General features: G+C 72.4%; 19 protein-coding genes. 10 read left to right on the forward strand and 9 right to left on the reverse strand.

Going from position 1 to position 21,131, the window contains the following annotated elements; genetic code table 11:
• Positions 1 to 45: 45 nt before the first annotated feature.
• Positions 46 to 978 carry an ATP-binding cassette domain-containing protein gene (locus ACFWZ2_RS16620; protein ID WP_384546150.1) on the reverse strand — a complete coding sequence of 311 codons (933 nt, stop codon included), beginning with the start codon at positions 976 to 978 and terminating at the stop codon, positions 46 to 48.
• Between the two features lie 63 nt (positions 979 to 1,041).
• On the opposite strand from ACFWZ2_RS16620, the gene ACFWZ2_RS16625 reads away from it, so the two are divergent.
• The gene (locus ACFWZ2_RS16625; protein ID WP_384546152.1) at positions 1,042 to 1,752 is read left to right on the forward strand and encodes a TetR/AcrR family transcriptional regulator; all 711 of its coding nucleotides are present in this window, start codon (positions 1,042 to 1,044) and stop codon (positions 1,750 to 1,752) included.
• 115 nt (positions 1,753 to 1,867) lie between these two features.
• Here the strand turns inward: ACFWZ2_RS16625 and ACFWZ2_RS16630 are convergent, their stop codons facing one another.
• The 3 genes from ACFWZ2_RS16630 to hmgA are packed head-to-tail and all read right to left on the reverse strand — an operon-like array spanning position 1,868 to position 5,212.
• Positions 1,868 to 3,076 carry a type ISP restriction/modification enzyme gene (locus ACFWZ2_RS16630; protein WP_384546154.1) on the reverse strand — a complete coding sequence of 403 codons (1,209 nt, stop codon included), beginning with the start codon at positions 3,074 to 3,076 and terminating at the stop codon, positions 1,868 to 1,870.
• A gap of 25 nt (positions 3,077 to 3,101) precedes the next feature.
• Entirely contained in the window at positions 3,102 to 3,851 is a 750-nt protein-coding gene (locus ACFWZ2_RS16635) for a GntR family transcriptional regulator (protein ID WP_384546156.1), read from the reverse strand.
• A gap of 35 nt (positions 3,852 to 3,886) precedes the next feature.
• Positions 3,887 to 5,212, reverse strand: a complete 1,326-nt coding sequence (hmgA, locus tag ACFWZ2_RS16640; RefSeq protein ID WP_384546158.1) for a homogentisate 1,2-dioxygenase — start codon at positions 5,210 to 5,212, stop codon at positions 3,887 to 3,889.
• A 100-nt stretch (positions 5,213 to 5,312) separates the two neighbouring features.
• On the opposite strand from hmgA, the gene ACFWZ2_RS16645 reads away from it, so the two are divergent.
• The 4 genes from ACFWZ2_RS16645 to ACFWZ2_RS16660 all read left to right on the forward strand — a co-directional run bounded on the left by ACFWZ2_RS16645 (position 5,313) and on the right by ACFWZ2_RS16660 (position 11,128).
• Entirely contained in the window at positions 5,313 to 5,972 is a 660-nt protein-coding gene (locus tag ACFWZ2_RS16645; protein ID WP_384546160.1) for a TetR/AcrR family transcriptional regulator, read from the forward strand.
• A gap of 119 nt (positions 5,973 to 6,091) precedes the next feature.
• The gene (locus ACFWZ2_RS16650; RefSeq protein ID WP_384546162.1) at positions 6,092 to 8,332 is read left to right on the forward strand and encodes a molybdopterin-dependent oxidoreductase; all 2,241 of its coding nucleotides are present in this window, start codon (positions 6,092 to 6,094) and stop codon (positions 8,330 to 8,332) included.
• Between the two features lie 121 nt (positions 8,333 to 8,453).
• Positions 8,454 to 9,893 carry a CitMHS family transporter gene (locus ACFWZ2_RS16655; RefSeq protein WP_384546164.1) on the forward strand — a complete coding sequence of 480 codons (1,440 nt, stop codon included), beginning with the start codon at positions 8,454 to 8,456 and terminating at the stop codon, positions 9,891 to 9,893.
• Complete coding sequence (locus ACFWZ2_RS16660) at positions 9,893 to 11,128, forward strand: MFS transporter (RefSeq protein WP_384546167.1); 1,236 nt, start codon at positions 9,893 to 9,895, stop codon at positions 11,126 to 11,128. Before ACFWZ2_RS16655 ends, ACFWZ2_RS16660 begins: the two co-directional genes overlap by 1 nt.
• Here the strand turns inward: ACFWZ2_RS16660 and ACFWZ2_RS16665 are convergent.
• Positions 11,112 to 12,326, reverse strand: coding sequence for a S8 family peptidase (locus ACFWZ2_RS16665; protein WP_384546169.1), 1,215 nt, complete (start codon positions 12,324 to 12,326; stop codon positions 11,112 to 11,114). The two genes, ACFWZ2_RS16660 and ACFWZ2_RS16665, sit on opposite strands and share 17 nt — an antisense overlap.
• A 495-nt stretch (positions 12,327 to 12,821) precedes the next feature.
• Between ACFWZ2_RS16665 and ACFWZ2_RS16670 the strand changes: the two genes are divergently transcribed.
• Both ACFWZ2_RS16670 and ACFWZ2_RS16675 read left to right on the forward strand, forming a co-directional pair.
• Complete coding sequence (locus ACFWZ2_RS16670) at positions 12,822 to 14,210, forward strand: aldehyde dehydrogenase family protein (RefSeq protein WP_384546171.1); 1,389 nt, start codon at positions 12,822 to 12,824, stop codon at positions 14,208 to 14,210.
• A gap of 57 nt (positions 14,211 to 14,267) precedes the next feature.
• A complete protein-coding gene (locus tag ACFWZ2_RS16675; protein ID WP_384546173.1) occupies positions 14,268 to 15,347 on the forward strand; it encodes a Zn-dependent alcohol dehydrogenase in 1,080 nt (359 codons plus the stop codon).
• A 10-nt stretch (positions 15,348 to 15,357) separates the two neighbouring features.
• Here ACFWZ2_RS16675 and ACFWZ2_RS16680 read toward each other — a convergent pair whose 3' ends face one another.
• Together ACFWZ2_RS16680 and ACFWZ2_RS16685 are read right to left on the reverse strand one after the other, a co-directional pair.
• Complete coding sequence (locus ACFWZ2_RS16680; RefSeq protein WP_384546175.1) at positions 15,358 to 16,368, reverse strand: urea transporter; 1,011 nt, start codon at positions 16,366 to 16,368, stop codon at positions 15,358 to 15,360.
• 55 nt (positions 16,369 to 16,423) lie between these two features.
• Entirely contained in the window at positions 16,424 to 17,368 is a 945-nt protein-coding gene (locus ACFWZ2_RS16685; RefSeq protein WP_384546177.1) for a DMT family transporter, read from the reverse strand.
• A 145-nt stretch (positions 17,369 to 17,513) separates the two neighbouring features.
• Here ACFWZ2_RS16685 and ACFWZ2_RS16690 point away from each other — a divergent pair, with 145 nt between their 5' ends.
• A complete protein-coding gene (locus ACFWZ2_RS16690; protein WP_384546179.1) occupies positions 17,514 to 18,089 on the forward strand; it encodes a TetR/AcrR family transcriptional regulator in 576 nt (191 codons plus the stop codon).
• 29 nt (positions 18,090 to 18,118) lie between these two features.
• On the opposite strand, the gene ACFWZ2_RS16695 is transcribed toward ACFWZ2_RS16690, so the two are convergent.
• Complete coding sequence (locus ACFWZ2_RS16695) at positions 18,119 to 18,829, reverse strand: ArsR/SmtB family transcription factor (protein WP_384546181.1); 711 nt, start codon at positions 18,827 to 18,829, stop codon at positions 18,119 to 18,121.
• A gap of 50 nt (positions 18,830 to 18,879) precedes the next feature.
• Positions 18,880 to 19,548 (reverse strand): TetR/AcrR family transcriptional regulator, encoded by a 669-nt coding sequence (locus tag ACFWZ2_RS16700; RefSeq protein WP_384546183.1) that lies wholly within the window; start codon positions 19,546 to 19,548, stop codon positions 18,880 to 18,882.
• 72 nt (positions 19,549 to 19,620) lie between these two features.
• Here ACFWZ2_RS16700 and ACFWZ2_RS16705 point away from each other — a divergent pair, with 72 nt between their 5' ends.
• Both ACFWZ2_RS16705 and ACFWZ2_RS16710 read left to right on the forward strand, forming a co-directional pair.
• On the forward strand, positions 19,621 to 20,772 hold the full coding sequence (locus tag ACFWZ2_RS16705; RefSeq protein WP_384546185.1) for an acyl-CoA dehydrogenase family protein: 1,152 nt from the start codon (positions 19,621 to 19,623) through the stop codon (positions 20,770 to 20,772).
• Positions 20,773 to 20,832: 60 nt separating this feature from the next.
• Positions 20,833 to 21,120 carry a YiaA/YiaB family inner membrane protein gene (locus tag ACFWZ2_RS16710; RefSeq protein WP_384546187.1) on the forward strand — a complete coding sequence of 96 codons (288 nt, stop codon included), beginning with the start codon at positions 20,833 to 20,835 and terminating at the stop codon, positions 21,118 to 21,120.
• Positions 21,121 to 21,131 lie beyond the last annotated feature (11 nt).

Raw genomic sequence — 21,131 nt, forward strand, 5'->3', positions numbered from 1 at the left:
GGGCGGGAGGGTGGGACGAATGCGCCGCGAAGTGGCGCTTGAGTTTCACGAGACGAGCCGCAGAAAAACCTCATCGAGCGTCGGGGCCCGCAGACTCGCATCGACAAGAGGCACCCCCGCGGCATCGAGCTCACGGACGATCCGAGGCAACGTGAGCCCGGGGTCGAGGGAGACGACCCCCACGGTCCGCGCACCCGCGTCGAGGGCGGGCTCGGCACCGGTCAATTGATCCAGGACGACCGCGGCCGCAGGCATCGCCGCGTCCGACGCCACGACGACCTCCGCGTAACTCCCGATCTGAGCCTTCAGCTCCGCCGGTGTGCCCCGGTGCGCGGCCCGCCCTCCGTCGATCAGGACGATGTCGTCGGCCAGTTGATCGGCCTCGTCCAGGTACTGGGTGGTGAGCAGCACCGTCGTGCCCTCGCCCGCCAGCTTCCGCACGGCGTCCCAGATGCCGTTCCTGCTGTGCGGGTCGAGGCCCGTGGTCGGCTCGTCCAGGAAGAGCACCTTGGGCCGGATCAGCAGGCTCGCCGCGAGATCGAGGCGGCGCCGCATGCCGCCGGAGTACGTCCGCGCGGGGCGGTCCGCGGCATCGGAGAGCCCGAACTCCTCCAGGAGTTCGTCGCCGCGGGCGCGGGGCGCCCGCAGGATCCGGGCGAAGAGCCGGAGGTTCTCCCGTCCGGTGAGGTCGCCGTCGACCGACGCGTACTGCCCGGTGACCCCGATGGCGCGCCGCACGGCCTCCGGCTCCCGCGCCACGTCGTGCCCGGCGACCCGCGCCGTGCCCGCGTCCGGCGTCTGGAGGGTGGTCAGCACGCGCACGGCGGTCGTCTTGCCCGCCCCATTGGGGCCGAGGAGCCCGCACACGGTGCCCTCGGCGATGGCCAGGTCCAGGCCGCGCAGGGCCTCGACGGCCGTCGCGCCGGAGCCGTAGCGCTTCTCCAGACCTTCACTAAGTACAGCGTACGTAGAAGTCATGCGGTCACCGTACCTCACTACGTACGCTGTACGTAACTAACATGGTGGGCGAGGTGATGATCCATGGCGGGCCGAGCGGCCACTCCCGAAGTGATCTGGGCACGCCCCGAGCGTGCGGGCCGCGGCCCCAAGCCCGCGTACAGCAGGGCGGACATCGCGGCCGCGGCCGTCCGCATCGCCGACGCGGACGGCATCGACGCGGTGTCCATGCGGCGCGTGGCCGGTGAACTGGGCTGCGGCACCATGTCGCTGTACAACTACGTGCCGCGCAAGGAGGACCTGTACGAGCTGATGGTCGACGCGGTCAGCGGCGAGTACGAGCTGTCCGACGAGGCCCTGGGCGGCGACTGGTACGCGGAGATGCTCGGCATCGGGCGGCAGGCCCGCGGGATCCTGCACCGGCACCCGTGGATGACGCGGGTGATGTCGACGGTCTACGGCTTCAGCCCGAACGCGCTGCGGTTCCTGGAGCACTGCCTCGGCCTCCTGGAGGGCCTCGACGTGCCCTACGGCACCAAGATGGAGCTCATCGCCCTGGTCAACGGCACGGCCATGGTCTCCGTGGCCAATGAGCTCGCCGTCGCCGAGCGGGCGCGGGGCCTGCCCTGGTCGGAGGAGCAGGAGCAGCAGGTGCGGTCCGCCTACATGGCGGGGGAGTTGGCGGGCGGACGGTATCCGCGGCTCGCGGAGATGGTGACGGAGGGGCCTCCGGCCGGGGACGCGGAGGAGAGCTTCGAGCGTGCGCTCGGCAGGCTCCTCGACGCGTTTCGCTGAAAGCGCTCCGCGGGGCGGGGGCGTGCGGTCCACGTCTGCGGGTGCGTTGTGGCTGGTCGCGCCCACGCGGCGGAGCCGCACATGTCAGAGCCCCGCGCCCCTTACGGGGCCCGGATCAGAGCAGCGCGAACTGTCCGTCCGGGCCCTCCTCGTGGTGATCGAGCACCGAGGCGGGGCGGCGCGCCGCGTCGGGCACGGGCAGGACGCCTGCCCGGCGCAGCTCGTTCCCGGTGATCGGGGCGCCGAGTGATGCCGTCAACTCCTCCTGGGCCGGGCCGAGTTCCGCGATCAGCGCCAGGACCGTGATCAGTTCGAGCAGCTCGGACGTCCAGGTCTGCGGCCAGGCCGCGGGCCCGATCGCCGCCAGGCCGCCCGCCTCCGCCGCCGCCCCCGCCGTGCGCGGCGCGAACCAGCGCTCGATGATCCGTACCCCGCTCACCTCGAACTCCCACGCCTCGCGCGGCACGGGCGAGATGACGCCCTCGTCGCCGACCCACAGGATCTGCTCCTCCGCGTCGTACGACAGCGACGCGGGCCTCGCGGGCAGCGGCGCGCGGACGTAGGGCCTGCGGCCGCCGGGAAGTTTGGGGCGTTCGCCGTCCCCGCGCAGATGGAGCCGGAGCAGGCGCCCGCCCAGGTCGACGCCGCGCGCCCAGACGTCGCCGTCGGAGGTGAGCGGCACCCGGCAGCCCGCCGCCGAACCGGCGCCCGTCGCGAGCACCCAGGCGAGCAGGGCCCGCGCCGTGACCTGGTGGCCGAGCACGCCGGAGAGATGGTCGAGCAGCCCGGGCGCGACATTGGGCTCCAGGCCCCCGGGGCGACGGAACAGCGGCCGGATCCGCCCGGGCCGCCCGGCCGGTGAGCGCCCGTCGGGCAGGACCGACGACGCGAGGACGGCGGGGCCCGCGGCCCCGGGGACGTACCCCTGCTCGACGGCGAAGAGCTGGCCCTCGCCCGCGACCCGCCACAGCTCGGGGCGGGCGACGTCGATGAGGCGGTGGTCGGGGATCAGCCACTGTTCGTCGAATGGGCCGTGCAGGATCCGCACGGGCTCGGGGCAGGGCCCGGACTCCCTGGCGAGGCGGCCCGTGCCGCCCGGGTGGCCGGGGAGCTGGCCCACGGCGGCGTGCGGGGTGCGGGCGCGGGTGGTGCCGAACAGGGCCTCGCGGGCCGGGCCCCGCTCCCGTACCAGCGTGTCCCAACGGGCCTTCAGGGATGCGGAGTCGGGGCCCATCGGCCACCCGCGGCCCGGCCGGAGCGGTGCGACGGACCACGGCATGAGGTCACCGAGCAGCGGCGCTTCGTCGTGCGTCACGCCCGGCATCGTACGACGTACCCCGCGCCGGGTGTCACGTCGCGTCGAGCGTGACCGTGAAGGAGAAGCGGTCGCCGCGGTAGTGGATGCGGACCACGTCGAGGGTCCGCCCCTCCTCGTCGTACGTGATGCCGGTGTAGTGCAGGATCGGGCTGAGCAGCGGCACTTGGAGGAGGCGGGCGGTCTCGGGGTCGGCGAGCGTGGCCTCGACGGTGTCGGTGATCCGGCCGATCCTGACCCCCACCACGTCGCGCAGGACCTTCGTCATGGGCCAGCGCACGAGGTCGTCGACGTCGATGCGGGCGGCAAGCTCGGGGCGGATGAAGTTGCGGGCGTGGTTGGTGGGTTCGCCCGATATCTCGTCGCCGCGCAGCCGGTGGTACGTCGCCACCTCGGCCGTGTCCGGGAAGTACTCGGCGAGTTCGGCGGGCACGGGTGCCGTGCCGTGCTCCAGGAGCCGGGTGCTCATGCCCGACTGCTGGGCCACGATCGCGTCGACCGAGCCGAGCAGCCGGACGGGGGAGCCGCGCTGCGCGCTCGGCTCGATGAACGTGCCGCGCCGCCGGTGCCGGGAGATGAGGCCCTCGTCCTCCAGCTCCTTGAGGGCCTGCCGCATGGTCAGCACGCTCACCCCGTAGTGCCCCGCCAGCTGCTCCTCGGTGGGCAGCCGGAGCGGGGCGTCGGGGGTGCGGCCGAGTATCGAGGCGCGCAGCGACTGCGAAACCTGGTACCAGAGCGGCAGTTTCCGATTCAGGACGATCGAGTCCGGGGCGAAAGCGGTCACGGTCTCTCCGAATCAGTCACGTGCGCGGCGCTGCGTCAGTTGCGGAAGTGGCGCTCCAGACCCTGCCACACGTCGTCGTACCCGCGCTGCAGGTGGGGTGCCTGAGCTGCCTGTTCCGTCGCGGTCACGGGCCAGCGCGTCTCGAACATGAAGGCAAGGCCGTCGTCGATCTTCTGCGGCTTCAGCTCGGCGGCCGAGGCCCGCTCGAAGGTCTCGCGGTCGGGTCCGTGCGCCGACATCATGTTGTGCAGCGAGCCGCCGCCCGGCACGAAGCCTTCCGCCTTCGCGTCGTAGGCGCCCTCGATCAGGCCCATGTACTCGCTCATCACGTTCCGGTGGAAGTACGGCGGCCGGAAGGTGTTCTCGCCGACCAGCCAGCGCGGCGCGAAGACGACGAAGTCGACACCGGCCAGGCCCGGGGTGTCCGAGGGCGAGGTGAGGACCGTGAAGATCGACGGGTCCGGGTGGTCGTAGCTGATCGAGCCGATCACATTGAAGCGGTGCAGGTCGTAGACGTACGGGACGTGATTGCCGTGCCAGGCGACCACGTCGAGCGGGGAGTGGTCGTACGTCGCGCGCCACAGGTTCCCGCAGAACTTGTTCACCACCTCCACCGGGCCCTCGACGTCCTCGTACGCGGCGACGGGCCCCCTGAAGTCCCGTGCGTTCGCCAGGCCGTTGGCGCCGATCGGGCCGAGGTCGGGGAGCTGGAAGGGGGCGCCGTAGTTCTCGCAGACGTAGCCGCGCGCGCTCGCGTCGGTCGGCTCCACGCGGAAGCGGACGCCGCGCGGGATCAGCGCCACCTCGCCCGGCTCGGCGTGCAGCAGGCCGAGCTCGGTGCGCAGCAGCAGCCCGCCGCGCTCGGGGACGATCAGCAGCTCGCCGTCCGCGTCGCTGAACACCCGGTGCCGCATGGGGGAGTTGGCGTGGTAGAGGTGAATGCCCATGCCGGTGCGCTGCGTCGCGTCGCCGTTGCCGCCGAGCGTCCACAGGCCCGCGAGGAAGTCCGTGCCGGGCGCGGGCTCGGGGAGCGGGTTCCAGCGAAGGCGGTTGGGGTCGGGCACCGACTCGGTGAAGGGGGCCGTGCGCAGCGCGCCGTTGTCGACGCGGGTGAACTGCGGGTGCGCGGCCGAGGGGCGGATCCGGTACAGCCACGAGCGGCGGTTGTGCGCCCGGGGCTCGGTGAAGGCGGAGCCGCTCAGCTGCTCGGCGTAGAGCCCGAGGGGCGCGCGCTGGGGCGAGTTGCGGCCGTGCGGCAGGGCGCCGGGCACCGCCTCCGAACTGTGTTCGTTGCCGAAGCCGGTGAGATAGGCCAGCCCCTCGGCGGTCTTCCGGGCGTCGCTTGCGTGGTCCCCGCTCATCGTCGCTCCCTCGTCATGATTCCTATGGCACACCGTAGGATTCGACTTTTCCTTCCGCAAGGGGGAGCCAGGAATGTGAGCGGTGCTCTACCCTCCCGGGATGCCCCACCCCAACCCGCCCGAGGACCCCCGCCCCCTGGCCGGCCCCCGCCCCCTGGGCGCCCTGCGCCGCACGCCCGTGCAGCAGCGCAGCGCCGAACGTCTGACCCGCATCCTCGACTCCTGCGCCGCCCTCCTGGACGAGGTCGGCTACGAAGGACTCAGCACCCGCGCCGTGGCGCAGCGCGCCGACGTCCCGATCGGCTCCGTCTACCGCTTCTTCGGCAACAAGCGCGCCATGGCCGACGCCCTCGCCCGCCGCAACCTCGACCGGTACGGCGAGCGCGTCGCGGCCCGGATGGCCGACGTCACGCCCGGCGACTGGCGCGGCGCCGTCGACATCGCCTTCGACGAGTACCTCGCCATGAAGCGCTCGGTCCCCGGCTTCGGCCTCGTCGACTTCGGCATCCCCTCCGCGCCGGACGCGATGCCCGACGCCAACCTCGACGTCGCCGAGCGCGTCGGCCACCTCCTCGCCGCCCATCTCGGCCGTCCGCTCGACGCGTCCCTGCGGCGCGCCGTCGTGGTCGCCGTCGAGGCGGTCGACGCGATCCTCCAACTCGCCTTCCGCACCGACCCGTCGGGGGACGGCGCGCTGATCGTGGAGGCGCGGGAGCTGGTGCACGCGTATCTGACGCACCGGCTCGGCGGGGCGGAGTAGGGCGGGCGCGGCGTACTGGAACCCCCGCGTGCCGTGCGCACCTTCCGCAGGGGCTCCCCACCGTGCGTACCGGTCGGTATGCTCGATGTGTTCGCACGCCCACGCCCCGGGGAGGGCTCATGCCCCGCACCGCCCTGCGCATCTGCCCGCTCTGCGAAGCCACCTGCGGCCTCACGCTCACCGTCGAAGGCACCCGGGTGACCGGTGCGCGCGGCGACCTGGACGATGTGTTCAGCCGCGGCTTCATCTGCCCCAAGGGCGCCTCCTTCGGAGAGGCCGACGCCGACCCCGACCGCCTGAAGCGGCCCCTCGTACGCAAGGAAGGGCGCCTCCAAGAGGCAAGCTGGGACGAGGCGTTCGACGCCGTCGCGGCGGGGCTGCGGCCGCTGATCGAGCGGCACGGGCCGGACGCGGTCGGCATCGTCCTCGGCAACCCGAACGTCCACACCATGGCCGGCGCCCTCTACCCGCCCGTCCTGCTCGGCGCCGTCGGGACCCGCAACCTCTTCACCGCGAGCACCGTCGACCAGATGCCCAAGCACATCTCCAGCGGACTGCTCTTCGGCGACGCGCTCGCCATCCCCGTGCCCGACCTGGACCGCACCGACCACCTGCTGCTCCTCGGCGCCAACCCCCTGGAGTCCAACGGCAGTCTGTGCACCGCACCCGACTTCCCCGGCAGGCTCAAGGCACTCCGGGAGCGCGGCGGCACCCTCACCGTCGTCGACCCGCGCCGCACCCGCACCGCCCGCATCGCCGACCGGCACCTGGCGATCCGGCCCGGCACGGACGCCCTGCTGCTCGCCGCGATCACCCAGGTCCTCTTCGACGGCAAGCTGACCGACCTCGGCGCGCTGACCGACCACGTACAGGACGTCGACGAACTGCGCGAAGCCGTACGGGACTTCACCCCCGAGGCCGTCTCCGCGGCCTGCGACGTGCCCGCGGACACCATCCGCGCGCTCGCCCGCGAGCTGGCCGACGCGCCCACCGCCGCCGTGTACGGCCGCGTCGGCGCGAGCACCGTCGCCTTCGGCACCCTCACCAGCTGGCTCGTCGACGTACTGAACGTCCTGACCGGGAACCTGGACCGGCCGGGCGGCGCCCTCTTCCCGCTCGCCGCCACCGCACAGCCGCCCCGCCCCGCAGGGCCCGGCAAGGGCTTCGCGCTCGGGCGCTGGCACAGCCGCGTGAGCGGACACCCGGAGGCCAAGGGTGAACTGCCGCTCGCCGCGCTCGCCGAGGAGATCGACACGCCGGGCGAGGGCGCGCTGCGCGCGGTCGTCGCCATCGCCGCCAACCCCGTCCTCTCCGCACCCGACGGCGACCGGCTCGACCGGGCCCTCGAGTCCCTCGACTTCATGGTGAGCGTCGACCCCTATCTGAACGAGACGTCCCGCCACGCCCACGTCGTGCTCCCGCCGCCCCCGCCCGCCCAGAGCGCACACCACGACTTCGCCTTCAACGGATTCGCCGTACGCAACCAGGTCCGCTACACCCGCGCCGCAATCCCCCTCGAAGAGGGCCGCATGGCCGAGACCGAGATCCTCGCCAGGCTCGTCCTGGCAGCGAGCGGCATGCACGGCGCTGATCCCGCGGCGGTCGACACGATGGTCGTCGACAACACGCTCGGCAAGGCCGTCGCGCAGCCGCACTCGGCGGTGTACGGCCGTGCTCCCAAGGAACTCGCCGGACTCCTGAGCGGAGCGGACGGCCCCGAGCGGCGGCTCGACCTGATGCTGCGCCTCGGCCCCTACGGCGACGGCTTCGGCGCACGCCCCGAAGGACTCACCCTGGAACGGCTCCTCGCGCACCCGCACGGCATCGACCTCGGCCCGCTCGCCCCGCGCGTCCCCGAGGTGCTCAGGACCCGCAGCGGGCGCATCGAACTGCTCCCCGCACCGCTCGCGGCCGAACTGCCGCGCCTGGCCCGCGCGATGACCGAGGCGCCCGCCGCACTCGTCCTGGTGGGCCGGCGCCATCTGCGGTCCAACAACAGCTGGATGCACAACGTCCGCACCCTCGTCGGCGGCTCGAACCGCTGCACCCTGCACATCCACCCCGACGACGCGGGCCGCACCGGCCTCGCGGGCGGGCAGCACGCGCGCGTGTCCGGGCCCGGAGGGCGGATCGACGTACCGGTGGAGGTGACGGACGCGGTGCGCCCCGGCGTGGTGAGCCTGCCGCACGGCTGGGGCCACGACCGGCCGGGGACCCGCCTCTCCGTCGCCGCCGAGGAGCCCGGCGCCAACGTCAACCAGCTTCTGGACGGCACGCTGCTCGATCCGCTGTCCGGGACCGCGGTGCTCAACGGCTTTGCCGTGCAGGTCACCGCCCTGGACCCGGCCGTACCGCGTTGACCTGGAGTTTTGCGCTTATTGCTCGCACGTCAACATCTTGTTAACGCTTCGGAGCGAGTCCTAACGTCATCCGGACCGCCAGACCTGGTGGGAGTTCGATGGTGAACGTTAGGTAGCCCCCATGCTGACAATCCTCGGATTTGTCATGATCGCCACCTTCCTGGTGCTGATCATGATGAAGAAGATGTCGCCGATCGCGGCACTGGTGCTGATCCCCGCGCTCTTCTGCGTGTTCGTTGGAAAGGGAGCCCATCTCGGGGACTACGTCCTCGAAGGCGTCGGCAATCTGGCGCCCACGGCGGCCATGCTCATGTTCGCCATCGTGTACTTCGGCGTCATGATCGATGTCGGCCTCTTCGACCCGATCGTCCGGGGCATCCTGCGCTTCTGCAAGGCGGACCCGGTGCGCATCGTGGTCGGCACCGCCGTGCTCGCCGCGATCGTCTCCCTCGACGGCGACGGCTCCACCACCTTCATGATCACGGTCTCGGCGATGTACCCGCTGTACAAGCGCCTCAAGATGAGCCTCGTCGTGATGACGGGCGTCGCCGCCACCGCCAACGGCGTCATGAACACCCTGCCGTGGGGCGGCCCGACGGCCCGCGCCGCCACCGCCCTCAAGGTCGACGCCTCCGACATCTTCGTCCCGATGATCCCGGCGCTCGCCATGGGCCTGGTCGCCGTGTTCCTCCTCTCGTACGCCCTGGGTCTGCGCGAGCGCAAGCGGCTCGGCATCCTCTCCCTCGACGACGTCCTGACCAAGGAGACGACGAAGGACGACGAGACTGTCCTGGTCGGTGCCGGTGGCGGCGACGAGAGCCGGACGAAGCTCACGAAGAAGGCGACCGGATCCACCGGGGGAGCGGGCACCGACGCCGAAGCCGACGCCGCATCCGATGACGAGGACGGCGATGACGGCCTCCAGGGGCTCGACCCGAACCGCCCCACCCTGCGCCCCAAGCTCTACTGGTTCAACGCGGGCCTCACCGTTCTGCTGCTCACCGCCATGATCATGGAGTGGCTGCCGATCCCGGTCCTCTTCCTGCTCGGCGCCGCGCTCGCCCTCACCGTCAACTTCCCGCACATGCCCGACCAGAAGGCCCGCATCGCCGCCCACGCGGAGAACGTCCTCAACGTCACCGGCATGGTCTTCGCCGCCGCGGTCTTCACCGGCGTCCTCACCGGCACCGGCATGGTCGACCACATGGCCGACTGGCTCGTCGACGCCATCCCCGAGGGCATGGGCCCGCACATGGGCCTGGTGACCGGACTGCTCTCCATCCCGCTCACCTACTTCATGTCCAACGACGGCTTCTACTTCGGCGTCCTGCCGGTCCTCGCCGAGGCGGGCCAGGCGCACGGCGTCGGCACCCTGGAGATCGCCCGCGCCTCCATCGCCGGGCAGGCCCTGCACATGTCGAGCCCGCTGGTGCCCGCCGTGTACGTCCTGGTCGGCATGGCCAAGGTCGAGTTCGGCGACCACACCAAGTTCACCGTCAAATGGGCCGTGCTCACCTCGCTCGTGGTGCTCGGCGCCGGAATCCTCTTCGGCATCATCTGATGCCCGACGCACCAACCGGGCCCGGTGGCAGGGGCTGGCTGCTGCGCCTCGTCATCGCCTTCAGCTTCGCGCAGGGGGCGGTGTCGATGGCCCGGCCCGCCGTCTCCTACCGGGCCCTCGCCCTTGGCGCCGACGAACGGGCGATCGGCGTCATCGCGGGCGTGTACGCGCTGCTTCCGCTCTTCGCCGCCGTACCGCTCGGACGCAGGACCGACCACGGGCGGTGCGCGCCCCTGCTGCCCGTCGGCGTCGTCCTGATCTCCGGCGGCTGCGCGCTCAGCGGCACCGCGAACTCCCTTGCCGCGATGGCCGCGTGGAGCGGCGTCATGGGGCTCGGCCACCTCTGCTTCGTGATCGGCGCGCAGTCGATCGTGGCCCGCCAGTCCGCGCCCGCCGAACAGGACCGCAACTTCGGCCACTTCACCATCGGCGCCTCGCTCGGCCAGCTGATCGGGCCGATCGCCGCGGGCGCCCTGATCGGCGCCGACATGGGCCGCACCAGCGCCCTCGCCCTGCTCGTCTCCGCGGGGGTCGCCGCGGTCTCCCTCACCTCGCTGTGGCGCATCGAGCACATGCGGTCGGGGCCTTCCGCGCAGCGGGCCGCACGGGTTCCTGTCCTCGGCATCCTGCGCACCCGTGGCGTGCCCGCGGGCATCTTCATCAGCCTCGCGGTGCTCTCGGCGACGGACATCCTCACGGCCTATCTGCCGGTGGTCGGCGAGCACCGGGGCATCGCGCCCGCCACGGTCGGGCTGCTGCTCTCGCTGCGGGCCGCGTCGACCATCGCGTGCCGTCTGGTGATGACGCCGCTGATCAATCTGCTCGGCCGCGCGGCCCTGATCGTCGTCACCTGCGTGCTCGCCGCGCTGCTGTGCGCGGGCATCGCGCTGCCGGTGCCCGTCTGGGGGCTCGGCGTCATGCTCGTCCTGCTGGGCTTCTGCCTGGGGGTCGGCCAGCCGCTGTCGATGACGACGGTCGTCCAGGCGGCGCCGCCCGCCGCCCGCTCGACGGCCCTGGCCCTGCGCCTCACGGGCAACCGCCTCGGCCAGGTCGCGGCCCCGGCGTCGGCGGGCCTGATCGCCGGAGTGGCGGGCGTGGCCGCGCCGTTCGTGATGCTGGGCGGGCTGCTTCTGGTCGCGGCGGGGCTCGGCGCGCGCACGTCCCCCGGGGGCGCCGGCAGCCCCCGGGGAACAGGTCGCACACGTCGTACGGGAAGAGTTACTGAACGATCTTGAGCAGCTTGTTCGGGGAACCCGAACCGGGGCTGGTCACGACGTTCGGGGTGGCGCCGTTCACGAGGGCGGAGGAGACCTGGGCCGGGGTGGCCGAGGTGTGACCCGCCAGGTAGACCGCCGCGGCGCCCGCGACGTGCGGGGTGGCCATCGACGTACCGGAGATGGTGTTGGTGGCGGTGTCGCCGGTGTTCCAGCCCGCCTTGATGTTCACGCCGGGCGCGAAGATGTCGAGGACCGAGCCGTAGTTGGACCAGCTGGCCTTGGCGTCCGTGTTGCTGGTGGCGCCGACCGTGATGGCCGCGGGGACCCGGGCGGGCGAGGAATTGGCGGCGTTGGCGCCGTCGTTGCCCGCCGCGACCGCGTAGGTGACGCCATCGGCGATGGAGTTCTTCACCGCGTTGTCGAGCGTGGTGGAGGCGCCGCCGCCGAGCGACATGTTGGCCACGGCCGGGGCTCCGGCGGCGTGGTTCTTGGTCACCCAGTCGATGCCCGCGATGACACCGGCGGTGGTGCCGGAGCCGTTGTTGTCGAGCACGCGGACGGCCACGATCTTGGCCTTCTTGGCCACGCCGTAGGTCTTGCCCGCGATGGTCGTGGCGACGTGCGTGCCGTGACCGTTGCCGTCCTGGGCGGTGTTGTCGTTGTCGACCGCGTCGTAGCCGTTGACCGCACGGCCGCTGATCTCGGTGTGCGTGATCCGCACACCGGTGTCGATCACATACGCGGTGACGCCGCCGCCCGCGCTGTCCGGGTAGGTGTAGGTGCCGGACAGCGGGAGCTTCGCCTGGTCGATGCGGTCCAGGCCCCAGGGGGCGTTGGACTGCGTCGCGGTGGCGTGGAGTCTCTGGTCCTGCTCGACGGAGGCGACCGCGGGATCGGCGGCGAGTCTCTTCGCCTCGGTCGCGCTGAGCCGGGCCGCGTATCCGTTCAGGGCGGACTTGTACGTCTTCTTCACCGAGCCGCCGTACTCGGATATGAGGTCCTTGCCCTGGCTCGTGGCGGCCTTGAGGCCCGAGCTCTTCTTCAGGGTCACGATGTAACTGCCCTTGACCGCGTCGGCGGAGCCGGCGGCGATCACGGTGCCTTCGGCGGGGGCGGCGGCCTGGGCGGGCAGAGCGGCGACCGTGCCGATGACGGCGGCGGTGGCGGTCGAGATCGCCGCGGCGATCACAGTCTTCTTGCTGCGGAGCATGGCCATTACGAGGGAGTCCTCCTCATAGGCGGCGCGCCCGGGGTCGGGCGTCGCGACTGTGGGGGGTGTGCGCGTGATCGCACACACAGATGGGAGCGGCCAGTGCCGCTCCCGTCGCGTTCAGTAGCGTGGCGGCTCTCCTGGGGCAGATCAAGGGAGTTGACGCCTTGTCATGTGGCTGTCACGTAAATGAAATCGATTTCGTGGTGAATGCTGGGGGAATGTCTGGGGCTGGAAGAGACCCGTGAGCAGGGTGGTGTCTCGCGATGCGGTCGGGCCCCGTGAGGGATGCGGGGGCCTGCACCCCCAGCCCGCGTCGACCCGCACCCGAAGTTGACCGATTCCCCCCGGCCCGAACCCGGATTGGCGCATTACGGTCGGCAGGCCCGCACCGCGGTACGGGCATGGGCGGCGACCGGCGGAGCCGAACGCGGGACCCCCCTGGTGCCAGAAAACTATCAGCGCTAGTTTGAGGCGCGGACGACAACCTGGAGGAATCCGATGAAGCCCCACGACGGGATGTACATCGACGGCGCCTGGCGCCCGGCCGCGGGCACCGGGAGCATCACGGTCCTGAACCCCGTGGACGAGCAGCCCATCGGCGAGGTCCCCGCGGGCGACGCCCAGGACGTCGACGCCGCGGTCCGCGCCGCCCGCGCGGCCCTGCCGTCCTGGTCCGCGACGCCGCCCGCGGAACGCGCGGCGCTGATCGGCGCCCTGCGCGACCGGCTCGTCGCCCGCAAGGACGAGATCGCCGAGACGGTCACCGCCGAACTGGGTGCCCCGCTGCCGTTCTCGCAGGCGGTGCACGCGGGCGTACCGATCCTGGTGTCCGGGTCGTACGCCGAACTCGCCGCCACGCACCCCTTCGAGGAGAAGGTGGGCAACTCGACCGTCTACCTGGAGCCGATCGGCGTGGTCGGCGCGATCACGCCGTGGAACTACCCCCTCCACCAGATCGTCAACAAGGTCGCCCCCGCCCTCGCCGCGGGCTGCACGATCGTGCTCAAGCCCGCCGAGGACACCCCGCTGACCGCGCAGCTCTTCGCGGAGGCGGTGCACGAGGCGGGCCTTCCCGCCGGGGTCTTCAACCTCGTCACCGGCCTCGGCCCGGTCGCAGGGCAGGCGCTCGCCGAGCACGAGGACGTCGACCTGGTCTCGTTCACCGGGTCGACGGCGGTCGGCAAGCGGATCGGCGCGACGGCGGGCGCGGCCGTCAAGCGCGTCGCCCTGGAGCTCGGCGGCAAGTCCGCCAACGTCATCCTGCCGAGCGCGGACCTCGCCAAGGCGGTCAACGTCGGCGTCGCGAACGTCATGTCCAACTCCGGCCAGACGTGCAGCGCCTGGACCCGGATGCTGGTGCACACCGACCAGTACGACGAGGCGGTGGAGCTGGCGGCCGCGGCCGCGGCGAAGTACGGCCCGCGCATCGGCCCCGTCGTCAACGCCAAGCAGCAGGCGCGCGTGCGCGGCTACATCGAGAAGGGCGTCGAGGAGGGCGCGCGGATCGTGGCGGGCGGCCCCGAGTCCCCCAAGGAGCAGGGCTACTACGTCCGGCCGACGGTCTTCGCCGACGTCACCCCCGACATGACCATCGCCCAGGAGGAGATCTTCGGCCCGGTGGTCTCCCTCATCCGTTACGAGGACGAGGACCACGCCCTGCGCATCGCCAACGGCACCGTGTACGGCCTCGCGGGCGCGGTGTGGGCGGCCGACGACGCCGAGGCGATCGCGTTCGCCCGCCGCATGGACACCGGCCAGGTCGACATCAACGGCGGCAGCTTCAACCCCCGTGCCCCGTTCGGCGGTTACAAGCAGTCGGGCGTCGGCAGGGAGCTCGGCTCGCACGGCCTCGCCGAGTACCTCCAGACCAAGTCGCTGCAGTTCTGAACCGCCCGGTTCCGAGCCGCCCGACCTCCTCTTGACCCACCTAAGGAGTACGTGAACGTGGTCCGCGCAGCCATCCTCCCCGCCGTCGGCTCCCCCCTGGAGATCGCCGAGATCCACCTGCCGGAGCCATCACCGGGACAGGTCCGGGTGCGCCTCGCGGCCGCCGGGGTCTGCCACTCCGACCTGTCCCTGACCAACGGCACGATGCGGGTCCCGGTGCCCGCCGTGCTCGGCCACGAGGGCGCGGGCACGGTGGTCTCGGTCGGCGAGGGCGTCACGCACGTCGCGCCCGGCGACGGCGTCGTACTGAACTGGGCGCCGTCCTGCGGGAAGTGCCACGCCTGCGAGATCGGCGAGGTGTGGCTGTGCGGCAACGCGCTCGCGGGCGCCGCCGAGGTGTACGCCAGGCGCACGGACGGCACGGACCTCCATCCGGGCCTGAACGTCGCCGCGTTCGCCGAGGAGACGGTGGTCGCGGCGGGCTGCGTCCTGCCGGTGCCGGACGGCGTCCCGCTCACCGACGCGGCCCTGCTCGGCTGCGCCGTCCTGACCGGGTACGGCGCCGTGCACCACTCGGCGAAGGTCCGCGCGGGCGAGACGGTCGCGGTGTACGGCGTCGGCGGGGTGGGTCTTGCCACGCTGCAGGCGGCCAGGATCGCGGGCGCCGGACAGATCGTCGCGGTCGATGTCTCCCCGGAGAAGGAGGAGTTGGCGCGCTCGGCGGGCGCCACGGACTATGTGGTGGCCTCGGAGACGACGGCCCGCGACATCCGGGGGCTCACCGGCGGGCACGGCGTGGACGTGGCGGTGGAGTGCGTGGGCCGCGCGGTGACCATCCGTACGGCCTGGGAGTCCACGCGCCGCGGCGGCCGCACCACGGTGGTCGGCATCGGCGGCAAGGACCAGCAGGTCACCTTCAACGCCCTGGAGCTGTTCCACTGGGGCAGGACCCTCTCGGGCTGTGTGTACGGCAACTCCGACCCGGCGGTGGACCTGCCGGTCCTGGCGGGCCACGTCCGCGCGGGCCGCCTCGACCTCGGCGCCCTGGTGACCGACCGGATCGGCCTCGACGACATCCCGGCGGCGTTCGAGAACATGGTGGCGGGCAAGGGGGGCCGGGCGCTGATCACCTTCTGAGCCGCCCCGGTCAGGCCGCGGGCGCGCCCGAACCGGCAAGCCGCGGAAAGGACTTGGCCCCCGCCAGGAACACCACCGTGGTGAGCACGAACGGCCAGGTGAAGGTGTGCCCGCCGGACGGCGCGAAGAGCGCCGACAGGGCCGCGCCGACCGCGGTGGCGGTGGCGGCGCCCACGAGCGCGTACGTGAGCGTCGCCGCCCGCACCGGAAGGAAGACGCCGCACAGGGCGAGCGCCACCAGCACGGAGTTGTATCCCATCGTGCCGTCGGCTATCTGTGCGGCGGGGGCGCCGAGCGCCCAGGCCGTGGCGATGCCGACCGCGCTGCCCAGGCAGGCGACGGCGGCCGTGCGGCGGCCCGCGATCAGCAGTCCGGCGAGCAGCAGCGCGCCCACGTACCACTGCGGCATGAAGAAGATCTGGGCGAAGTCCGCGAAGAACCCCTTGGCCAGTTCGACGGGGCGCGGGGCGGTGGGGCCCGTCGCCGCGCGGGTGAGGGAGGCGAGCGCCTCGCCGTGGTGCCAGACCCGTTCGAAGCCGGGCGCCGCGATCGTCGTGGTGCTCGCGACCAGGCAGTACGGGAGGGTGAGCGAGGGCAGTCCCCAGACGCCGAGCAGCTGGACCACGGCCGCGGTCACCACCGTGACGACCACACAGCCGCCGATGGCCAGCAGTGCCGTCGAGAGGTGGTCCGCGCCCAGGAACACCGCGAAACACAGCGCCGTCAGACAGGCGTTGAAGCCTTCGAGTCCGGTCGTGACCCGGTCGCGGTCCGCGCCGAGGAGCCGTGCGGTGGCCGTGCCCACGGCGGTCCCCACCAGGGCGTAGAGGCCGTAGCGCCAGCCCGCGGCGAACAGCGCGGCGCAGAAGACCGCGCCCGCGGCGACGCTCGGCAGGAAGGTGACCTGGGCCTGCCCGCGCAGCACCGCGGCGGCGAAGCCGCGGGCGCGGGCGAGCCCAACGGGTGGTTCTCCGGCGGCCGTTGGGCCCTCGGTGTCCAGTGCATCCGTCGCGTGCCCCACGGCCACTCCCGCGTTACGTCCATGTTTCGTCCGACAGGACGGATGCAGGTTACATCTACTTCCCCGACGTCGCGGCCTCCGGGGTGGCCACCGCGCGCGCACGGGGCCGGGAGCGCGCCACCGCGACCCCGGCGAGGCAGAGCAGCCCGCCGCCGAGCGTGACCGCGCCCGGCACCTCGTCGAGCGCGAGCCACGACATCACGACGACCAGCGCGGGCACGGCGTACGTCGTGGCGCCCATCCGGCTCGCGGTCGTCCGGGCCAGCGCGTACGCCCACGTCGTGAAGGCGAGCGCGGTCGGAAAGACGCCCAGATACAGCATGTTGAGGGTCGCGGACGCGGGCGCGCGGCTCATGTCGTCCACCAGGCGGCCCGCGAACGGCAGGCACGCGACCGCGCCCACCAGGCAGCCGAACGTCGTCACCTGCAGCGGGCTCGCGCTGTCCAGCGCGGGCTTCTGGGAGACGATCCCCGCCGCGTACCCCACGGCGGCGATCAGGCAGAGCGCCACACCGAGCACGGACGCCTTCCCCTCGCCGGACATCGAGAAGCCGACGGCGATCGCGCCCGCGAAGGACACCGCCATCCCGGCGAGCAGGCGCGGTGGCAGCGGATCGCCGAGCAGGCGCGAGCCGAGCAGCGCCACGAGGATCGGTCCGACGTTCACGAGCAGCGCCGCCGTGCCCGCGTCGACCTGCTGCTCGCCCCAGTTGAGGACGACCATGTACACCCCGAACCAGAGCACCCCGGACACGGCGATGCCCGGCCAGGCGGCCCGCGGCGGCCAACCCTCCCTGCGCACCGCCCAGATGACCCCGAGCGTGAGCGTCCCGGCGAGCAGCCGGCCGAGCGCGAGCGCACCGGGCGAGTAGGCGTCGCCCGCGCTGCGGATGGAGACGAAGGCGGAGGCCCACAGGATGACGGTGAAGGTCGCGGCGGCGGCTGCGAGCAGCTCGGGACGACGGTGCCACGGGCGGGCTGCGGAGTGGGGAGAAGACATGGTCAGAGGCTAGGGCGGGGACGCTTCGGCCCCCACCGAATTATCCCGGCGCCGATGCGTGGGCGGGCTTGCGCCACGGGCGGCGCCCCCTATAGTGCTCACTCTGTAGTGGTTGGGACGTAGTACTACGTACGGAGTGGTGGCAATGGTGCGCAGGAATGACGGGCGACGGGCGGCCCTGGTCGACGCAGCCATCGAGGTGCTGGCCAGGGAGGGCGCCCGGGGCCTGACCTTCCGCGCCGTGGACACCGAGGCCGCGGTGCCCACGGGCACGGCCTCCAACTACTTCGCCAACCGCGACGACCTGCTCACCCAGGCAGGCGCCCGCGTCTACGAACGCCTCACGCCCGACGAGTCGGAGGTCGAGCGGCAGCGCACGGCGAAGCCGGACAAGGAGACCTACGTCGAGCTGATGCGCGAGGTCGTCGGCCGGGTCAGCGGATTCCGCACCGGCTACCTCGCCCTGCTCGAACTGCGTCTGGAGGCCACCCGCCGCCCGGAACTGCGCGCGGTCCTCACCGAACGCGTCCAGGCGGACCTGGCCGCCAACCTGGCGTACCACGAGGCATCCGGCCTGCCCGGCGACGCGACGGCCGTCAAGCTCCTCTATCTGGCCTTCAACTGGCTCATCGTCGAACAGCTCACGCTCCCGGACGTGCTCTCGCAGGACGAGCGCGACCGGCTCGTGGAGGCGGCGGTCCAGCGCATCGTCGAGGAGTAGCCGCCTCAGAGGCCGCTTCAGAGGCCGCCTCAGAGGCTGTCGAGGCCCAGGTGTACGGCCAGTGCCCGCGCCCCGGCCGGAGTGACCCGCACCGCGCGCTCCGAGCCGATCCGTTCGCACCACCCCGCGTCCAGCGCGTGCCGGCAGAGCGCGGCGCCCGCGACACCGGCCAGATGGGGCCTGCGCTCGGTCCAGTCGAGGCAGGCGCGGGCCAGCGGGCGCCGTCCGGTGAGTACAAGACCGATCCCCAACTCCCCGAACCAGTCGACGCCTTGGTCGGTCAGCGCGAAGCCCGTGTCCTGCCGGAGCAGCCCCCGGTCCGTCATCGCCCCGGTGATCGCGATGCCGAGCCGGCCCGCCAGATGGTCGTAGCAGGTGCGCCCGCGCGCCATCGCGCACCGGGCGTTCGACTCGCGCAGGGTGCGCGGCGCGGCCTGCGACGCGGGTGCCGCGTGGGCGGCGAGGTCCTCGACGAGCTGGGCGACCCGCGCGTCGGCGAGCCGCACATAGCGGTGCCTGCCCTGGCGTTCCTCGGCGAGCAGGCCGCCCGCGACCAGCTTGCCCAGGTGCTCGCTCGCGGTGGACGCCGCGACCCCCGCGTGCCGGGCCAGCTCACCGGCCGTCCAGGCCCGCCCGTCGAGCAGCGCGAGCAGACAGGCCGCCCGGGTCTCGTCGGCGAACAGTCCGGCGAGCGCGGCGAGGGCGGGTGCGGTGGCGTTCTTCGTGTGGCCGGGGGTCATGCCACCAGGATGGTCCCGAAACCCTGGCGAGTGCGGCGGGGGCCGAAACGTCAGGCGCTGGCCGTGCGGCCCGCGGTCAGCTGCTCGTACTGCAGCGCGAGCCCGTCGAGCAGCGCCCGCAGGCCCGCCTCGAAGGCCCGCTCGTCGATGACCTCCTGGCGCTCGGCGAGCAGATGGGCCTGGCCCAGGTGGGGATAGTCGGCGGGGTCGTAGGCGGTCTCGTCGTCCACGAAGCCCCCGGCGAAGGAGCCGAGCGCGGAGCCCATGATGAAGTACCGCATCAGCGCGCCGATCGAGGTGGCCTGCGCGGCCGGCCAGCCCGCGTCGACCATCGCCCCGAACATCGCGTCCGCGAGCCGCAGTCCGGCAGGGCGCCGCCCCGGGCCGCTGGCGAGCACCGGGACGATGTTCGGGTGCAGCTTGAGCGCCGCCCGGTAGGAGACCGCCCAGTCGTGCAGCGCGGTGCGCCAGTCGCGGGCGTCGGCGGCGTCGTCCGCATCGAACATCGACAGATCGACCTGTGCGCTCACCGAGTCCGCGACCGCCTCCAGGATCTGGTCCTTGGTGCGGAAGTGGTTGTAGAGCGAGGGCCCGCTGACCCCGAGCTCGGCCGCGAGGCGGCGCGTGGAGACGGCCGCGAGGCCCTCCGCGTCGACGAGGGCGCGTGCCGTGTCGACGATGCGATCTCGGCTGAGCAGGGGCTTGCGCGGTCGGGCCATGCGGCACATAGTAGGGCTGCCGCCAGAAACTAGCAGTGCTAATTTAAATCTCGACGCGAAGAGGTGCCCACGATGAACCTGGAGCTCAGCGAGGAGCAGACCGCGGTCAGGCAGCTGGCCAAGGACTTCGTCACGCGTGAGATCGCCCCGCACGTCGTCGAGTGGGACCGCGCCGAGAGCGTCGACAAGAGCGTCGTGAAGAAGCTCGGCGAGGTCGGCTTCCTCGGCCTCACCATCGACGAGGAGTACGGCGGCTCGGGCGGCGACCACCTCGCGTACTGCCTGGTGACCGAGGAGCTCGGCCGCGGCGACTCCTCCGTGCGCGGCATCGTCTCGGTCTCCCTCGGGCTCGTCGCCAAGACCATCGCCTCCTGGGGCAGCGAGGAGCAGAAGCGGCAGTGGCTGCCCGGGCTCACCTCCGGCGCGTACGTCGGATGCTTCGGCCTCACCGAACCGGGCACGGGATCCGACGCGGGCAACCTCGTCACCAAGGCCGTGCGCGACGGCGACTCGTACGTCATCAACGGCACCAAGATGTTCATCACGAACGGCACCTGGGCCGACCTGGTGCTCCTCTTCGCCCGCACGAACGACACCCCGGGCCACAAGGGCGTCTCCGCCTTCCTGGTCCCCACCGATACGCCGGGCCTGACCCGCCGCACCATCCACGGCAAGCTCGGCCTGCGCGGCCAGGCCACCGCCGAGCTGGTCCTGGAGGACGTCCGCGTCCCGGCGTCGGCCATGATGGCGCCCGAGGGCAAGGGCTTCGCCGTCGCCATGTCGGCCCTCGCCAAGGGGCGGATGTCGGTGGCCGCGGGCTGCGTGGGCATCGCGCAGGCCGCGCTCGACGCCGCCGTGCGGTACGCGGGCGAGCGCGAGCAGTTCGGCAGGAGCATCGCCCACCACCAGCTGGTGCAGGAGCTGATCAGCGACATCGCGGTCGACGTGGACGCCGCCCGCCTGCTGACCTGGCGGGTCGCCGACCTCATCGACCGGGGGCAGCCCTTCACCACCGAGTCCTCCAAGGCCAAGCTGTTCGCCTCGGAGGCCGCGGTGCGCGCCGCGAACAACGCCCTGCAGGTCTTCGGCGGCTACGGCTACATCGACGAGTACCCGGCGGGCAAACTGCTGCGCGACGCCCGCGTCATGACCCTCTACGAAGGCACGAGCCAGATCCAGAAGCTCGTCATCGGCCGCGCGCTGACGGGGGTTTCGGCCTTCTGAGTACACGCGTGAGTATCCGAGCGGATGCGGCCCCGATCACCGCTGTCCGATGCTGCGTCCATGACTGAGCCCTCCGTGAAGCAGCAGACGACGACCGCCTTCTACGGCCAGGCCATCGCGTCCTTCGCCGTCGCCCTCGCCGCGGTGACCGTCGGCATCGGCTACCTGGACGCCTCCGCCTGGGTGCGGGGCTTCCTCGCCATCTCGGTGCTCTATCTGACGACCTCCGCGTTCACCCTTGCCAAGGTGATCAGGGACCGGCAGGAGGCCGACCAGATCGTCAGCAGGGTCGACCAGGCCCGCGTCGACCGGCTGCTCGCCGAGCACGACCCCTTCGCCAAGCCCTGACCTGGCCCGAG

This window comes from Streptomyces sp. NPDC059002, from assembly GCF_042740435.1.
In the GTDB taxonomy this organism is placed as follows: domain Bacteria; phylum Actinomycetota; class Actinomycetes; order Streptomycetales; family Streptomycetaceae; genus Streptomyces.